The organism is Chryseobacterium sp. GVT01B, from assembly GCF_019970045.1.
Taxonomy (GTDB): domain Bacteria; phylum Bacteroidota; class Bacteroidia; order Flavobacteriales; family Weeksellaceae; genus Chryseobacterium.
Genome location: NZ_JAHXYI010000013.1, coordinates 58209 through 74510, shown reverse-complemented (window position 1 = coordinate 74510; position 16302 = coordinate 58209). Strand labels below are relative to the sequence as shown.

Annotated in this window: 10 protein-coding genes; 4 read left to right on the top strand and 6 right to left on the bottom strand. The window is 34.7% G+C overall.

Annotated features, from left to right (window positions below; translation table 11 throughout):
- Nucleotides 1–7: 7 nt before the first annotated feature.
- Together LC457_RS23135 and LC457_RS23130 are read right to left on the bottom strand one after the other, a co-directional pair.
- Nucleotides 8–1468, bottom strand: a complete 1461-nt coding sequence (locus tag LC457_RS23135; protein ID WP_209785013.1) for a DUF3945 domain-containing protein — start codon at nt 1466–1468, stop codon at nt 8–10.
- 100 nt (nt 1469–1568) lie between these two features.
- Nucleotides 1569–1850, bottom strand: a complete 282-nt coding sequence (locus LC457_RS23130) for a helix-turn-helix domain-containing protein (protein ID WP_209785014.1) — start codon at nt 1848–1850, stop codon at nt 1569–1571.
- Between the two features lie 190 nt (nt 1851–2040).
- On the opposite strand from LC457_RS23130, the gene LC457_RS23125 reads away from it, so the two are divergent.
- Nucleotides 2041–2760, top strand: a complete 720-nt coding sequence (locus LC457_RS23125) for an AAA family ATPase (RefSeq protein ID WP_209785015.1) — start codon at nt 2041–2043, stop codon at nt 2758–2760.
- A 331-nt stretch (nt 2761–3091) separates the two neighbouring features.
- On the opposite strand, the gene LC457_RS23120 is transcribed toward LC457_RS23125, so the two are convergent.
- The gene (locus LC457_RS23120; protein ID WP_209785016.1) at nt 3092–3748 is read right to left on the bottom strand and encodes an FISUMP domain-containing protein; all 657 of its coding nucleotides are present in this window, start codon (nt 3746–3748) and stop codon (nt 3092–3094) included.
- Between the two features lie 1157 nt (nt 3749–4905).
- Here LC457_RS23120 and LC457_RS23115 point away from each other — a divergent pair.
- Together LC457_RS23115 and LC457_RS23110 are read left to right on the top strand one after the other, a co-directional pair.
- Entirely contained in the window at nt 4906–6864 is a 1959-nt protein-coding gene (locus LC457_RS23115) for a T9SS type A sorting domain-containing protein (RefSeq protein WP_209785017.1), read from the top strand.
- Between the two features lie 5 nt (nt 6865–6869).
- A complete protein-coding gene (locus LC457_RS23110; RefSeq protein ID WP_209785018.1) occupies nt 6870–7100 on the top strand; it encodes a signal peptidase in 231 nt (76 codons plus the stop codon).
- A 745-nt stretch (nt 7101–7845) separates the two neighbouring features.
- Here the strand turns inward: LC457_RS23110 and LC457_RS23105 are convergent.
- Nucleotides 7846–9072 (bottom strand): FISUMP domain-containing protein, encoded by a 1227-nt coding sequence (locus LC457_RS23105; protein ID WP_209785019.1) that lies wholly within the window; start codon nt 9070–9072, stop codon nt 7846–7848.
- A gap of 547 nt (nt 9073–9619) precedes the next feature.
- Nucleotides 9620–13360 (bottom strand): T9SS type B sorting domain-containing protein, encoded by a 3741-nt coding sequence (locus LC457_RS23100; RefSeq protein WP_209785020.1) that lies wholly within the window; start codon nt 13358–13360, stop codon nt 9620–9622.
- Nucleotides 13361–13820: 460 nt separating this feature from the next.
- Here LC457_RS23100 and LC457_RS23095 point away from each other — a divergent pair, with 460 nt between their 5' ends.
- Nucleotides 13821–14534, top strand: coding sequence for a hypothetical protein (locus tag LC457_RS23095; RefSeq protein WP_209785021.1), 714 nt, complete (start codon nt 13821–13823; stop codon nt 14532–14534).
- Between the two features lie 525 nt (nt 14535–15059).
- Here the strand turns inward: LC457_RS23095 and LC457_RS23090 are convergent.
- Entirely contained in the window at nt 15060–15854 is a 795-nt protein-coding gene (locus LC457_RS23090) for a glycosyltransferase family 2 protein (protein ID WP_209785022.1), read from the bottom strand.
- Nucleotides 15855–16302 lie beyond the last annotated feature (448 nt).

Here is a 16302-nt window from a genome sequence, read left to right as displayed (position 1 = left end):
AGATTAATTAGATTCTGCGTCCTTTAGACCTGCTAGGCTGTTCTTTCTGATTTTTCTGCTGCTTATTGGAGGGCTGCTGCAGTTTGGGTTCCAGTGCTTTTTTAGTAGTTTTAGTTGCTTCATTGGTCTTGCCATCAGAGGTAACCGCTTTTTGAGTTTTATGATCTTGTGTAAGCTGCACTCTTTCTTTGAGTCTATTGCGACTGGTAAAAGAGAAATCAGTCTTTAAAGTTTCTGCGTTAAAAGTTATATACCCTTTATATTCTTTACCTTTTCCGTCAATCAATCCGTCAATATAAACCGTCTGCCCAGCTTTGAATTTATCATATTGTAAATCATCAAGTTCTTTGCCCCTGAATGTTCTTGGTGCTTCAACATCTTTGTTTTGGGCTTGTGCACTGACCCCGCTTTGTTGTTGGGTTAGGCTTTGAGTCTGATTTGGCATATTGTTGAATAGAAATTCAACATACCGTTTATCTGCATTGAATTGTACCGTTGCATCAAAAGACTCTCCTTTTTTGGAGGTCATACCTTCCAGGTAAAGCGGCCTTCCCTCTAACAGTGTCTGTTTTTGATGTTCATCGAGTTGTATCCCTTTGATCTCATCAGGGACCTTCATATATTCTGCTCTATAAGCCACGAGTTCATTGGTAAGCATGTCTCTGCTGATGACCGATGGAATAATTTCATTGGTCTTAGGATTGACCAGCTCAACTACCCTTCCCATATTTCCGGTTTCTTTAAGGTTCTTTTTATCCTCCTCACTGAATTCATGTCCCAAGAATTTCATATTGAGGTTTGGTTCCCGACGTATGCCATGTAGTTGAACAGTAACTTGTCCCGTATCTCCAGCCTGAAGAGATAACCTGACATCCATTTTACTGACTGCAGTTCCCAGATCAATGGTGATAGGAATAAGCGTATTAGTTTTAAAACCCCTCAGAAGAGCGTCCATCACATCCAGCTTTTCAAGCTTCTCCTGATTAACTCCAAATTTCTCCATCGTTTTCCAATCGATCTGTTCCGGCTTAAAACGGTACTCTTGAGTTTCTGTGTTGTTGTCCATTGTATTTTGATTTTTTAGGTTGTTGATGTTTCTTGGTAGCAATTCATATTCTTTAAGCTTTACTTTTTCGTCAGGAGATGCCTGATCTACATATTTCTGAAGGTCCTTTGCCGTGTTCACAGCATCATATTCAGAGACTTTAAAAAAATTGAAATGACTGGGGTTTTTAAGTTGCCGGTAAAAATTGGAAAAGAAGTTAGAAAATAGGTCACCATGTTTATCTATACGGATGAACTGATCATTCTCCTTTCTATCATCAGGAGAAAGTTTCTGAAGATTTCCATTTTTATCAATTCCCTTTACCATTTCAACTTTATTGGTATGGGTATTCAGAACAAGTAATGTTTCTTTTGCTGGTTCAGCATCTTGGTCTTCCAGAGAATCTATAGTTACATCTTTCATCACATTTTTTTATTTATTATGGTGAAGATATTTGCTGAGGACAGTTGAAATGTGAAAGTGGAATTACATTGACAACTTTGGCTGCATATGTCTTCTTTTATCAGGAGCTTAAACTTTCCCGAATGAGCTGGTGTACATCCGACAGCTTATAATACAGCTTACCGCTGATGGTATAATAAGGTAATTTTTTATCACTACGGTACCTTTGAAGAGACCGTGAGCTGATTTTTAAAAGCTGTAGAACATCCTGATTATCCAACAGCTGTTCACCGTCAATTTCCATAAACTGGGTTTGATTCTTAATCATCTGCTCCCTAAGAATATCAAACCTTTCCATGATCCTTTCCATCCAGGCAGTAAATTCTGTTCTTTCAATATTCATAATATGATTTTTATTAGTTGATGTGATAAAATTGATCAATTGAAACGGCATAAAATCACTACTTTTTCATAGTACCGAAAAAAGTTATTGCTTTTAAATCGTAAGATGGACCTCATTAAGGAAAGTTTATGCTACACTAATCTATTTTTTGCATGATTTTTGCAAACAAATGATAATCAATAATTTAACAATGTCTTATTTATCAAGAATTTATCTAAAAGATGAACGACCAAAAAAATTTCCTTTTAACCTGCCTTTTCTAAAAAATGGTTTAGACATTAAATTCAAAAAAAATGTCACGTTCTTTGTTGGTGAAAACGGTATAGGCAAATCTACCTTACTAGAAGCTATTGCCGACAAATGCGATTTTAATCTATCTGGGGGCAATCGAAATCATAACTACGCTTTTTATAAAACAGAATCAGAATTGGCAGAATATCTTACATTGTCGTGGAAAATAAAAACAGGACAAGGTTTTTTTATGAGAGCAGAAAGTTTTTTCAATTTTGCAACCTATATTGATGAAGTGGCTAGAAGTGACAGACAGGTCTTGGATGCATATGGAGGGAAATCATTACATCACAGATCTCATGGTGAAGCTTTTTTATCTTTGTTTCATAATCATTTTCAAAAGGGAATTTACATTCTTGATGAACCCGAAGCGGCCTTATCACCGCAAAGACAGCTTTCGTTATTATCCATTATTAATAAATTAGAAAGAGAAGGTAAAGCCCAATTTATTATTTCTACACATTCCCCCATTCTGATGTCCTATCCTGGTGCTGACATCTTTTTATTAGATGACAATATTAAACTCACAGATTATAAAAATACTGAGCATTATCAATTGACAAAAAGTTTTTTAGAATCACCGGAACTTTATTTCCGTCATTTATTTGATGATATTTAGACTTTTTGATAAATGCTACATTCGGCTGACAAATCAAAACCATACTAAAGCAGGAGAATCCATCTATTTACAAAGATTCCCGAAATATTGATTTTGAGGAAATAGAAGCATATTAAGGAGAGATAAATTTTAGGATATATTGATATCATCTTGCAGAAACACGTAAGCACTCTGTTATCAACTCTTTTACAAGCTATTGATAAAATATAAATCCGGAGAAAACAATTCCTCCGGATAAAAATTAATCTATATTTTTTATGTTAATTATACCTCCTACACTACAATAATTGACAAATTTATTTATTAGTAAATCAATGCAATGAGTAACATACTATTGTGAAATACATCGAATAGAATTACCAGATGTACGTACAGGAGAAGCTGCCGTATAAATTTTATCCTGGTCAAATGATAACGCCATTGCCTGAATACTATTTTTGAACGGTGCTTCAGTACTGCTCCAATAAAATCCTTTTGCAGCACGCCACAATAAAGCTCCATTATTATCATATAGACGGGTTCCTGCAGCAGGCAGAGTTATGGTATTTCCGTCACTTATATATATTTTGGCAGCAGTAAAATTCGTTGCTCCATCGTAACCATTAGGTGCCCATGTTCCAATGTTATATTTAGAGGTACTGAGCTTGTCAAATGATTCCCATTCACTATGAGTTGGTATTCTAAAACCATCAGGGCATGGGTCGTTTAGTGATTTTACGGGTGAAGCTTCAGTACCGGTGTTCCATGATTTATCAGGCGCATTAGTTGCATTCCATCCTGATATACTGCCAGCATCTGTATAGGCTGTAGCCACCGCATCAGGTCTACCCCATTGATAGTAATTTCCCATGATACCCTGTTGAGGGGAATTAGGATTCATTTCAGTATTAGCTCCAAGGTTGTATACCATCATCTGGCGGACAATACCATTGATAATAACACTTACAGTTTGTGGTGGCCCAGAAGTTTTCAGGGGATTACCTGACATACTTGTGCTCTTAGATAGTTCGGAACTTCTTTCTTTTACGACAGCTCCAACTCTATTTAAAGTCGGTTTTGAGGTATTATGATGACCTCCTGTTTGTCCATAAGACAAAATACCAAAGAAAGTTATTGGTAATAGATAAAGTTTTTTCATTTGTTATAATATTTAAATTATTGTAGATGATGAATAAATTCTGCCTACATCATACTATTATTTATTGAGTCATATAAATTAAAACCCTGAAAGATTAGTCTGTACTATAAATTATACTACTATTGCTGATGATGATGGCAATCTCTTTAGTGTATGACAATTTTGTACAACAAATTTAACTGATTAACAGGCACTACCTAACTGATTATCTGTCATTTTCAATTTAATCATGTATAGTTTTTAAACTACAATACAGAAGAATATTGACATAGAAAAATTTAATAGCACCAAAATAAAGATTGATTTCCGCGCTATAAATGTAATCCTCCAAATCTTTTTTATAAAAATCCGGTATAGCTATTACAACCATACCGGATCATGTAAAACAAATAACTCAGATTTACAAATATTCCACACCATGGAATGAAATGTCAAATAATTTTTTTGAGATTACAAATCTAAAAAGATATTTTTCAGATTGACTTGGAATATCAGTCATATTATCACTAATAAGAGTATAGTTTTTAATCGAATCTTTAATAATCTGTTAAGTTTTGATCAATAATCCATATAGTTAAAACCATTCCCTAACAGCGCTATACAATATTGATCAAGCATTATTAAAAATATAAGATCATAATTCGTATAATGCTGTACTTAATTGTACTCTTCTATAAGATTGTTTAAGCAAACAATTAATAAGACGAAAATTTCCCTTACTACTATTAGCTATTATACAGGTCACCCCTTTATAAAAGCATACATTAATCACACATCAAAAAGCATATATAATTATTAAAACTACAGTAAATAACCTATATATAGTTAAAAAACTACAATAAATTAGCGAAATAACTATACAGTTTGAAATCCAACCTATACACATACTTTCTAAATTTGTATTACAATTTATAGATCATATTTCTTTCAAGGTAAATACCTGTTATATATATGAATATATATTTTGATTATTTCAAAAAATTTGTTTAACACAAACAATCATACTAATGAAAAAAAGTTTATCAGCTATTGGTTTATTAGCAGCAATAGGTTCTGTTCAGGCGCAGAACATTCTACTACATGTAGATGACACTGCTATCACTTTCGTAAGCAAAGGCACACTGCTTTATAACGGTGGAGGTTTGCAAACAAGAGGAAATGGTACTATTGAAAACCACGGAAACGTTATCGTTTCAGGTACTGCTTCCGATTCTTTTAAAACAATCACTACTGCAGGAACGGACAAAGCTGAAGGCACTGTAACAGGTAATTTTGTTAATAAACTTAATGAACCTACGGCATATGCTTCAGCTAATGAAAACAATCCTGCTGCGACACCGGTTTATACCTATGGACAGCTTTACATTTCCGGAATCCCTCAATCCAATATTACAGGTATTGTAGATCAGGAATACAGATCAATTAAACATGGTAGTTACCAGCAAATCGGAATGCCTTTTTATGACAAAACAGCTTCTACATTAAGCACGGAGCTAGGTAAGACTTTTAATAATACAAGGTATTCACAGAATGAGATTCTTTGGTCTAATAATGTTAATACGGTTTCAACTAATTTTAGCATAAGCTCTAAACTAGGAGTCACCAATCCTGGCAGTACATACTACATGCTTGGTGGAAGTGGCTTAGACCTTGGTACCAACACAAGAATTCTTTCAGGCCGACCGTTGACTGATATTGGATCTGCGGTCACATTACAAAACGCAGCTGCCAACGTTAATTTCGGTACCAATGGTTCAGCCGTGAATATGTATAATGAACCTTATAACACCTATGTACAGGATGGTTTTGAAATTGCTTCAGGGGGTACCGCATGGCAGGGTAATTTCGGTAAAAACATCTATTCATTGGCTAATCCGTTTTTAACTAATCTAGACCTATTCAACATTGCACAAAATGAACCTGCAGCCAACGGAGATGGAGTTTATCTTAGTAACATTTATGGAATCAGGTTACAGCCTGCAACAGTAGTTACTACCGCTGGAGGTACACAAAGTACAGGTGCATTTAAATTTGTAACTTATAATTCAGGAGTACCTACTGGAGATATTGATTACCTAATGGTCAGACCATTAGAAACATTTGCAATTAAACTCAATGATAATACTGCTGCTGATCAGCTTAATTTTGCCAATCTGAGAAGATTTAATTATTACAGTAGATCAGGAAATACAGACTATAGTGTAGCAGCAAATAAAAATGGTACAGGAACCGTAAAACAGCTTGGCGTTATCGGACTTGATGTGAATGGTAATGAAATATCCAGAACATATTATGTAGTTTATCCGGAAGGGGTAACAGGACATTCTCCTAATGCCAGAACTCAGATTACCAACAGTTCTGCCAACGCTATTGGTACTTTTGAAGAAGCCCTGAATGGTGGCTATGATACCAATTATATGAATCAGTACTGGCTATATATTAATGAAGCTAACGAATTTAATTTCAAGGGAAAGAATATTAAGTTAGTGAATTATGACTTAAATAAAATTAAATCTTACAAATTCGAAATCAGAGAAAATGCACAACTGGTAAGCACTGGTACCCATGCTCTTTCAACCGGTATTGGATTCTATTATAAATCACCAAGCGGCACAGCCCAACAGGCTAAACAGGGAGACATTATTCCTGTTAATGATGCCGAGTTTGATTTATATTACGGTGAGCCTAGTAATTTGGTATTGGCTACTGATGATACGAAGCGTCCTTCAAGAACAATGGTCGTATATAATCCTCAGATTACAAATTATATTGTGAGATTTGATCCAAAATGGAAAAAAGCAGATATCGAAGTTTATGATATGAGTGGAAAACTAATAATTTCTAAAAAGGCTGTTAACACATCTACAGATTTTGTAATTGAACTGGATAAACAAGTTAAAAGTACATATGTTGTAAAAGTTGTTTCAGACAATGGAGAGGTTGTTAACACAAAAATCTTAAAATAAAATATATGAAAGCTATTAATAAATTACTTTTAACTTTTTCTCTTTTTATAGCTGCATTAGTTAGTGCAGATGTAGGGCCAGTTGGCCCGGGAGGACCTCCTACTCCAGGAGACGTAGGACCGGTTGGCCCAGGAGCTCCTGCCTCACCGATTGATATGTATGTGTATGCTTTAGGTGTCATTGCAGTATTGTTCATTGTATATTTCACAAAGAAACACTCAATTAAAAAAATATAGACTTTATTATTATTTAAAAAGCTCTCTGATTATTCAGAGAGCTTTTTTTGGATAAATATTCTACAGCTGTTTCATTTTTCCAAAGTCAAAACTACAGGATTTATCAATCGGAAAAAATACTGAAATACAATTATATTTTTTGAATAGCGTTTTTTGGCAGCGGACATCATTTATTTGTTTATATTTGATACTCCATTTATGGATAAATAAAAACCGGAGTTGATCTCCGGTTACACACACAAATAAATGACAATAAAAAGTTGTATATTCAAATGTACAATACACTGTATTCATATATCTTGCAGAAAAATTAGATTATGATATAAAACTGCAAGAAAAAACCAGAGTATTTAGTTCAGGTGAAGTAATATACTATTTGAATATTAAGCTTAATGCTTGTCATACAATTTTCTGAAAAATTTTCGATAACTATTAAAATTTTAAATATATATTCAACAGTATCTATTGCAAACTTAAAGCATATACGCTAAATCATAAACGAAACTTATATAGTTTTATATAGATTAGAGTGTAAAATAATCACTACATTAACTATATCTTTGGGAATATATTGTATACATTTACTAAAGTAAGAACCAGAATTTAGCAGAATGTTGATAATTACTTTTGAATAATAAAATGCGACAAATATTCTTTGCCGCATTGATCTAAACTCTGATAATAATTTAACAAATTATATTAATTGATCACTCTCTCTATAAAAAGTAATAAACAGGAGATTCTTTTACTCTGAAATACAGCGCACTGACATTCCAACAGCTCTATTGAAATCATATGCAGGATAAATTGCACCTCCTTCAGTAAAAGTCAAATTATAAGAATTTGTACCACTAAACTCAGTACTGCTCCAATAAGAAGCACCATAACCACGACTATCAAGAGCACCAGTACCTGAGCTATGGCGTCCTGCAGCAGGAAGAGTTATGATATTTTTATTATTGATAAATCTTTTCGCCGCACTAAAATTAGAAGCTCCATCTGATTTTGTAGTAGCCCAGATCCCAATATTAGTAACAGTACTGGCTTGAGTGAATGCAGCCCACTCATTTCGGGTAGGAATTCGGAAGCCTGATGGACAAGGATCGTTTATTGTCTTAAAAGGAGCAGCTTCTGTCCCATTATTCCAGGCTTTATCAGCAGCTCTTTCGGTGCTCCATCCGGAGATGGCAGTAGCAGGAGTATAAGGCGTAGCCACTGCATTTTTTTTTCCCCATTGAAAATAATCTCCCATAATAGCCTGAGTAGGCACATCAGGATCTAACGTAGGATTGGCTCCCAGATTTCGGGTCATCATCTGACGGGTCTGACCGTTAATCGATACATTTACTACATCATCAAATCTTGTCTTCGATTGTATCTGAGCACTGAAACTGCAGGTTTTACCCATTAGATTGATGTTAAAAGTAGCTGTACCCGTAGTGAGAGGAGTTCCCGTGATGTTAAATACTAAGAAACCACCGCCAATGCTAAGATTTCCAGGATAAAGAGTTGCGTTAAGACCTGTAATTCCCGTAGAAGGAATACTAGAAGCCTGATAGGCACCTCCATTCCCTCCGTTGTATGGTACCATAACACTTACACCGGAAGCAGGACGTGTTGCTTCCATAACGCCTACATTAGAAGAAGAAGAGCATAACAACTGTGTTAAGGCTGCTGTACCAATGCTTGTAGAAATTATCCTGATCCACCTGTTACTTGATGCGTCAAAATAATAAAACCCCTTAGCATCTATACCTTCTACCTGACCGATACGATTATCAGGATCAGGAGGAGCGGTTACATAAACCAAGATAGCATCCTTGACATTAGAATATATACCTTTTGCTTCTGAGCTGTGAAGGATATTACCCGTCAGACGAGGAATGATGATACCTTCGGAAGTATCAATGAAGGTTTGTCCGCAGACTAAAGTGCCAACAAAAATCATTGGCAAGAAATACATTTTTCTCATATATTTAATATTTGATGGTTAGTTTTATTGGTTCAATTAGTATAATTTGTTTTATTCTTCTTTAGTAAGATTTAGTAAATCACAACTACCTAATTCTCTTTATGGAATAAATTGTAAGACCGACTTTAGGAAGCCGGTTGTACAAAATGGAGATAATATATAATTATAATACTGTTAACGTAAAAATGTAATTCTACAAGGCTGCAGTTATAATTTACAGCAACTGTACAAATGAACTTTAAATAGATTACTAAATAAAATAATCCATTTACATTAAATAAAACTCAAAACTATTGTTTAAAAATTCAACATCAGATATTATCTGATGATTGCCATTGCTAGAATTATTGTGAAACACAACGCACTGAACTTCCGCGCGTTCTACCAGGTAAACAATGGAAAATGCCCGAATTGGTTATGAAGCTGATTACTGCAAGGGGGGAATAATAACAATCAATTGAGTATTCTATAATGACCAGCCACAAAGACGAGAATAGGCAAGCTATAAATAGTAGGAAAAAATTGATTGAGCCTCAATGTAAATTCATCAATTTCTATTTTTTACAAGAATCCATCCTGATCTGATAAATGGTTTCCTACTAACCGGATCTTCCCATGAAATAGTATACCAATAAGAAGCTGTGGGAACAGAACTGCTCAAATATTTTCCATCCCACACCGGATTACTTTCTGTAGCTTTAAACACTTGATGACCATATCTGTCAACGATAATTGCTGAGAAATTCCTTAGTTTTGAAATTCCTGCAAAACTGATTACATCATTAATACCATCTCCGTTTGGAGTAAAGGTATTTGGTAAGAAAAAAGTATAATATTGTACAGAAGTATCACAAAGGGTTCCCACATTTCTTACCCTGATTGCATATTCTGTATTCTTATTAACATTATAAAATATCTCAGAATTCTGCCAAAGCACTCCCCCATCAATAGAGTATTCCAGTGGAAGGGTTTCATTATTTTTTGCCCTAATTTTTAAATTATCATTTTCATAAATTACTTCCAGAATATCCGGTACCTGAGTGTAAGAAACATTAGCAGAGTATTGTTTTGAACAGACGCCATTGTTGATAGTGACGGTATAAATTCCGTCCTGAGTGACTTCGATAGTCCTGGTTGTTTCTCCTGTGTTCCATAGATAAGTGTAATTAGGACCAGATCCGGCATCCAAGAGCCCTTTTTGCCCTTTACATACTTTGATATCATGAAGAATAGACTCAATGGCAGGAACCACAGTAATTATAATACTTGCCTCGGCACTACATCCGTTAAGACCTGTTCCTTCAACAGTATAAGTCGTTGTCACAGCTGGGGAAACTGTTTGGGTATTTCCGTTTCCAGGTAACCCCGCCCATGTGTAGGTTACAGCACCAGAAGCAGTCAGAATAACAGATTCTCCTTTACAGATTATTATCTGTGTTGCACTAAGCACTACAGGAGGGGGTGTCGTATCTTGCTGCACTGTAACTGAGTTCTGCTTTATACACCCCATCGGAGTAGAACTACTGATGCTTAAGGTATAAACCCCACCTTTGTCAACCACAGGAGTTAAAGTATTTCCTCCGGAAACAATATTTCCTCCGGAGGAAGCTGCCCACAGGAAAGTTGCTCCTGGTTGGTATACAGAGCCTGTACCATCCAATGTTATAGTGTGTTCAATACAAGTGATAGTCTTTGTAGGCGGGACAATACTGACAACGATCAGGGGATCCATCTTAACGGTTACAGTCTTCTGATACTGACACCCTAAAGCAGTCGTAACTGTTACAGTATAGGTTCCAGCTGCGGTCACAGTAAGTGTATTTCCAGTAGTACCGTTAGACCAAAGAAAACTATTTCCTGTTCCGTCAGCTACAGCGGTTAATAACGTGGAATCTCCTTCACAGAATACCAGATTTCCTGTAATCAGTAGATGAGGATCCTCACCCTTAAGAATGGTAACTGCTACAGAATCACTCTTACAAGATCCGTTATCATTGACAAGCGTATATACTCCTCCTGAATTTACGGTGATGGATTGCGTAGTCTCTCCTGTAGACCAAACATTTCCCATAGGTAAACTGGAAGTGAGTACAACAGGGATATCATGACAAATTACTGTAGATGAAGCAGTGATAACAGGTACAGGTTTTGCGTTTACGATAAGCTGTAACTCTGCAATACTATAGCAGAACCCAGAAGATACACGTACATAAATTGTAGTATTTGCTGATGAATAAGCTGTAGGATTTGATAACGTATTAGCATTTCCCGCATCAGCATCCGCCAGATTTTGATAATAGGAAAAGCCAACACCTGGTTCTGAAGAAATAGTGGTTTCAGCATCTTTTAAATTAAATACTGCAGTATCTGTAACTGAACATATACTAAGTGATGCGTTTTGAGCAGCCGGTGCCTTTGAAATATTGAGGTGAAGTGTGACCTGCTCACAATCCGGGAATTCAGGATCATTTCCACAAAATTTATACACAAGAGTATCTGCGCCGTTATATCCCGGATCTGCAATATAATTGATATTCCCAGTTGAAGGATCAATAGTTGCAGTGCCATGAGATGGGGGTGTAATGACCACCACACTTCCCGGAACAAGGGTTTGTGAAGATTGGGAAAACTGTGGGACAATTTGAAGATGATCTCCACAGATAGAATCATTTTTTGTTGTTTCCTTCAAACAGCTGTTAACTTTATAAACAGGAGTAAATTTAGGCTCACAGGAACCGGCTGTTATTTTTACAGTATAATTACCTCCCTGGGCAGGCATATAGGTATTCGAAGTGGCCCCAGGAATACTATTTCCATTCAAATACCATTGATATGTATCGTAGCTGTCATCAACTTCAAGAGTAATATCCGGGGCACATTCCCCTGATTTATTCATAATGACAGGTATTGAAGAAAAACCTGCAAAATATCCACCGTACCCTGCATTAGTATATCCACCGTTAATTCCCGCAGTAACTGCTTTGTCTGAAGTAATGGTTGTGTTTCCTGTAATATTCTGTATAGAGTAAGTAACCCAGTCATTGTTTCCCTGAAGAGGATAAGGCCCCTGAACCGCTGTTGGAGCATTTCCGTTGACCGTTATATTAGCGCCAACTTGCGTAAGAATATTCAATCTTACTGATAGTGATGAAATATTAGGCATTTCATTGATTTTCCCGATTTCATCAATTTTTCTGGGTAAGAAACAGTTTAAAGGAGGAATAAGGTTATATCCACCGGTGTACCCTCCGTCCCCCACTCCTACAAGCTGATAGAGATAAACATTTTTTGAAGTTTTGACATACATATTAGAATGTCCGTTACCCTGGTTGACATAAGCATTAGCAAGAATTCTATAATATTGCCCCGCATTAATGGTTACGATAGGATTTATACTATTATTGAGAAAAATCTGTGTATTATTTTCAGTAGCGATAACAATCCCCCCATCCATATTATAAGGACTCGTAGAAACACTTTTAATCATGGCAAATTCATTTCCAAGGCGTCCTACCGGGATTGACTGGTCCATAATCAGATCGGAACCATCATTTGCTGTAGTAGCGTAAAAACCATTTGAATTGCCATTGGTCACAGTGATTGGTTTATCAGAAGTAATCTTTGCTCCAATAAATCCGTCCCTGTTAGGTATTGTATTGGTGATACCAGCAAGGGTATAAGACTGACCTTTGTTTAAAGTAACCGTCAGTACAGAAGGAGTTGAAGCGACGTTTAAAAAACTTATACTTGGATTATAACCTGAAATATTCACGGTTGTATTATCTTCAGTAGCAAGAATTCCAGTTGTAAAATTATAGTTATTGGCACTCACAGTTATCGGTGCTGCTGCTGCAAAAAATTCAGTTCCAATACCTGCTCTACCTTTAGAGGTAATGATCTCGGCATGAGCTCCTGCCGCTATTCGCATTGTTAAGAAATAAGGCTTATCCCCTATAGTATATATTCCTTTATTAGACTTTGAAGCAGCCTCAGAAGTTGCAGTCAATTTTATATAGCTGGGGTCGACAGTAAAAGTTGCTGGTGAGCCTTTACTGATAGTAACACTTCCGATCTGGTTATTATTACTATAAATTTTAACAGTAAATGGTGTAGCAGAATCTGTCGAAAAATAAAGCCCATGAATGTATGAACTTCCCATACTATCAAAGTAAGGGGCAACCCAGTGCTCCGTATCTCTTTGTCCGAAAAGTTCTGCCAGTGAAAAAAATAGGAAAAGAAAAAGTAATCTCTTTTTTACTGTAGAAAAAAGTGTTTTATATCTTATCATATCATGAAAGATGAATTCGATATACAAAGTTAACAACTAATACCCTGTAATACAGGAAGTAAAATATAGTATTATCTGGATTTTTATGTAGTTTGTTAGCGACAATGAAATTGTAAAAACAATATAGTTTACAATCTTTAAAACATACAATCCATCTTATCGTGTTCAAAATTGTAGACGATTTTTCGAATATTCTAATTTCAATTATTTAACATGCTTTATTAATGGTAGGATTTTCAGTAAGGAGATTAAAATTTTTAAAGGATTAGTAGCAAATATTTCCATTAATGTAATAGTGATAAAATTACACAACAATAGTTAAAGTACTACATACTAACAACATATAACATCATATATATATATCTAATTTTACATAAATGCAATTAACGAATTGATTAATCAAAAAAATTGCATAGCAGCTTTATTCAACTATTTATTATTTAATAACAAAAACAATACTATGAGAAAAACGCTATTTATTACATTAGTTTCGTTAGGCTTTACTTTTACTAATGGACAAGTGGGAATTAATACGACTGCACCTAAAACAACTTTAGAAATAGACATTAATACCGCAAGTACAGGTGTCGATGGACTGTTAATTCCAAGAGTAGACAGGGAAAGAGCAGAAAATATGACATCTATCCCCCTTTCAACTATGATCTATGTGAATGATATTTCCACAGGAACACAGTCCGGTGTAGGAATTAACATTGATTCAGTTGGTTTCTATTATTTTGATGGAACATCCTGGAGACCTATTAATTCAACCAATAGCCCTACACAAGGTTCAACAGTTCAAAAGCTAAGATATTTAGGAGCACCAAATGCTACTAAAACTCTTATTATTGATGGTTTTTATGAGGTTAGGTTCAGCCCTATTACTAATGGTTTCGCTCTTCAGCTTAGACTTTTAGATCCTCCTTCTGTAAACTATACGATAAGATATAATCGCATAGGGAGTACTACCGGAACCAATAATCCTTATTCAAATTCAATTGTATTTACACCCGCAAACTACAGTACATGGCAAAATTTAGATACGCCGACAGGGGCAGGAACATCCTATATGTACACTGGAGTATTTTCATCACCAAATAGGGATAAATTACATGAATACGTTTTGAATAGCTATTTAGGCGATTTTATTAATATGGCTATTAAGACTTATTAGATTGATTAAAATAATTATTTAGCTTATCAAGTGTTTAACATTATCATGGCTTTTAAGATTACAGTTTAAGATTTTTAATTATATTATATAATCAACACAATTTTTATAAGAATAAAAAGGAGAAAAAATAGTATTTTTCTCCTTTCCTATTATTTAGTTAAATGATTACGATTTCTTAATCATTCATCAGATTTTAAACATTTTTTCTACTTAATCTTTTTTAAGATTTGTGGTATTTTTTTGATTAACAAATTCTTAGATGAATTACTTTCACTCTGCGTACGCCAAGGATCAGTCTTACATCCAATAAATAAATTGACAGCAATGATTAAAAGGGTTCTGATCAATACTTTTTTTTTCTTCATAATACGTAAATCCAACATTTTATTATATAATTATATTAGGTTATTTTCTATAGAATAATGAAGTGCAAACTTATTGTAATTCTTTTTTTAAAAGCCCTGTAATCATATAGTTTTCCATAGATAAGAATGTAATATAATCACTACATATTTTTAAACCTTATTACCTGGTCAATGCTTTAAGTGTTTGGAGATTGATAAGCCAGTTTAAAAACCGATTATTACGTTCTGAGTTGTCTGTTGGAGAAACGACTTCTTTATGACAAATCCATAACACTTTACAACGGTCATGAACTCCCTGCATGGCTACAGGTGCATGTAATATTCCATAGTATAATTCCAGATAATATGAAAGAGACAGTAGAAATTCTACATCTCCCTGCATCGAATAGGAACTAAAAAGATGATGCATTTTTTCGAGCAACCTGTCTTTCCTTACTGTTAAGGTATCTATACTGAATTGATCGAACAAATCAGCTTTATTAAACCTCCCTGGAGTAAAACTTTTGGGATGGCATTCCCGAGAGCCAGGGATTAAGTTATCTTTGTACAGATGATAGTATTTATCTTTTGCTCTTTGTGAATAATAATGGATTCCAACAGCTCCATAGACACCGTCTACTTTCTGATTTTTTAATAACTCTTTTTCAGCATCAAAACGGTTAGGAAGATAATAATTGCTGGCATCAAGAAAAGAAATAAAATCACCGGAAGCATTTTCAATTCCTAAATTTCTGGTACGTATATTATCTGCCTTATATCTGCCTTGATTATGCTGAAAAAGTTTTACCCTATCATAGTCCTCCACAAGCTTTTCACATATTGCCAGCGAATGATCAGAAGAACCGTATTCTATGAGAAATACTTCGTATACTTCCTCAAACTGTAGAGCAGACTTTGCAGCATTTGCAATAAACTTTTCTGCATTGTAAACTGATATAATTACTGAAATTTTCATTTATCGGGTATTAGTTTTTGTTCGAATGTTTTAACAAAATGAATACAATCTGTAATCTTTTCAGCAAATAACAACAGCTTCTCTGAATTTGAACAACATCAATAACCCGGTCTTATATTTATTCTTGAGAATGAAGATCTGAAAAAGGAAACCATTACAGCCTTTTCTTAACAGATACTTTAATTATGGACGTACTTCTGAAACAATTTGCCTTTAACTGTACTTAAAAATATTCTTCAGAAAAAATCCGACAAAGATTTTAATCTCGGCCGGATGAAATGATAATTCAGCAAATATCTTTAAATCATTTAGAGCCTAACAAAAATACATTTATAGAAATGATTGCTTTAAAGACAACATTGTAAAAATAAAACTATCTGTTCCTTACCACAATAAATACCAGGTAGTATTTTCACTAATAATATGTAATTTTTTAACTACCAGCATA